The following is a 2122-nucleotide window of genomic DNA, read 5'->3' as shown; positions in this document are numbered from 1 at the left end:
GCCACATGGCTCTTTGAGCGCAAGCTCCGACCTGTTTTGATGGCATATCTGTAATAAAATGTCGGACACCGTTAACCAGAAATAGCTCCATGCATGCTTGTTGCAATATAATTGCTATCCAAATCTAAGGCATAAACAGTACCACAGTAATTAAACGGCACACTCATATCCCCTTTACCATCACTCATTCCCTTTCTGACACGTGACATGCCTAGGTACATAGTATTGGTAGACTCGTCTAGCGTAATACCTTCCATTTTTTCAAATTCAACCGTTGCGCCTTGTAATGCAGCATAACGTCTAGTTTCTAAACGTGAAGCTGCTTTTTCCATGCCTGGCTTAACTGCTAAACATTCATCACCATAACCCGCATTGATAGCTTGACAATCCGCACTATCTTCAGTAAAGATATCTGAAAATTTAACACCGCTGTCTATAATGGCTTTTACCTCAGCGTCAGATGCTTTACCTAAGCTAATCCAGCTGAGCGTTCCTGCCCCACCATCAAGGTCATACTTACGTTCTGTATCATTTGTCCATGGCGATGTTTGGTGAAATTTAACGGCAAACAACTCACCTGAACTTAAGTCACCTTTTGTATCTGCTTCATAGCGGAATAATCCAACATGCGAGCCGTCATCTGAGGTATACACAGTTTTTTCATTTGGCATAACCTTAGATAACTCAATCGCAAGACGTCCCATTGAGTAATGCTTTGCCACTGAAGTATTATCGTAATCCGCGACATTGACCTCAACGGTATAACCGTAATCATAAGGGTTCATATGCTGTAGAGCTAATGCTGGTAAATCAGCATCTGCAGCACCACGAGCAACAGGAAAATAACGCACCATAGCTGCATTATAGCCATCGATCGTATTATCACGCCATTGTTTAGCATCTGGTGGGTATTCTTCTGAGCCTAAATGATTTCCCCAAGGTGTAACACTACCTGCACAATGTACCCAACCGCCATTAAACGCTGAAAAATCTAAGGGGCGAGTACGTTTAGCCGTTAAAATACCTGATGAAGGGTTTTGATCCATTTCAGTCACATACATCGCTGCAGGACGTGTTTCAAAATGTGACACCATATAAACCTTGCCATCACCTCCCGTAATTAATGATGAAAAGTCATTATCACTTGCGACATGAACCGAGCCATCTTCAGATTTAATGGGCTGGCCTTCAATATCAAAAATAGTTCCAAATGGAGCTGCTGAACCCGCGGGGTTAGCCCCTGAACGCATAATGGTATTATACTTAAAATCAACAATGGCCTTGCCAACTTTTACTTGTTGCGATGTTAAGACGCTACGCTTATCAAAATCATTCGTTGGTACGGGTGCATTTGAAAATTGTAATACATCTTCAGCCTGAGCAACTGCGCTGCTGGCTAGAATAGAAGATATAAGGATTTTAGAAAGTTTGTATTTCATAAGTTATTTCCCCCTTGAATTATGGGCATACTAAGGCTGCAAGTATCAGTTTGATACTTGCAGCTACTGTAAAGAGATTTTATGACAAGGGGATGTCAAGTTAATTACAATAATATGACAAAAATAATAAGAAATACTCCCTTAAAAAAAACAAGATCCCACTGAAAAAAACAAAAATATTCCGTTTAAATTACAACGAAATACAGTAAACTCTTAGCCCAGCCTTCGAAAATAGTGATTAAATTTAATATTCTGCGTAACAAATTGAAAAGTAAGAATTAAAAATCATACCAAAAATATGTTAAGTAGCACCAAAATATCTATTTATAGATACACTTCAATTGCTTACAGATTTAAATTCGAAAGCTGAATTAAAGTATATCTCTGTACAAAAAAATTATAAGCGTTATTACGCGATGTAATAAGCTAAAAATTCAGCTCTAACGAGCATTTTTGATGCACCTATAACAATAAAAAGAGGGGTCCCTATGAATGCATTTTTAAAACGCACTGCCAATTATTTTCTAATCGGAATTTTAGCTTTTATTCCTATTGTTGTTACCTGAATTCAAGTCATAAGTGCATAACCCAGTAAATTTTTTATATCTACCCCAGTTAGCTCTTCAAAAGCTTCATAAGGTGTTTTGTAGTTCAGACATTTTTTAGGTCGATTATTAAGCTTA

Annotated in this window: 1 protein-coding gene and 1 pseudogene; both read right to left on the bottom strand. The window is 38.0% G+C overall.

Going from position 1 to position 2122, the window contains the following annotated elements; translation table 11 throughout:
• Positions 1–71: 71 nt before the first annotated feature.
• Positions 72–1439, bottom strand: coding sequence for an alkaline phosphatase PhoX (locus BQ7314_RS13485; RefSeq protein ID WP_174484213.1), 1368 nt, complete (start codon positions 1437–1439; stop codon positions 72–74).
• Between the two features lie 568 nt (positions 1440–2007).
• Positions 2008–2122 (bottom strand): annotated as a pseudogene (locus tag BQ7314_RS16175) (IS30 family transposase); the annotation flags it as partial.

The organism is methanotrophic endosymbiont of Bathymodiolus puteoserpentis (Logatchev), assembly GCF_900128525.1.
Taxonomy (GTDB): Bacteria; Pseudomonadota; Gammaproteobacteria; order Methylococcales; family Methylomonadaceae; genus Methyloprofundus.
This window is presented reverse-complemented; position numbering and strand designations above follow the sequence as displayed.

Bases quoted from the DNA above. Each gene is read 5' to 3' on its own strand.
- BQ7314_RS13485 (WP_174484213.1), bottom strand. From the start codon at position 1,439: ATGAAATACAAACTTTCTAAAATCCTTATATCTTCTATTCTAGCCAGC.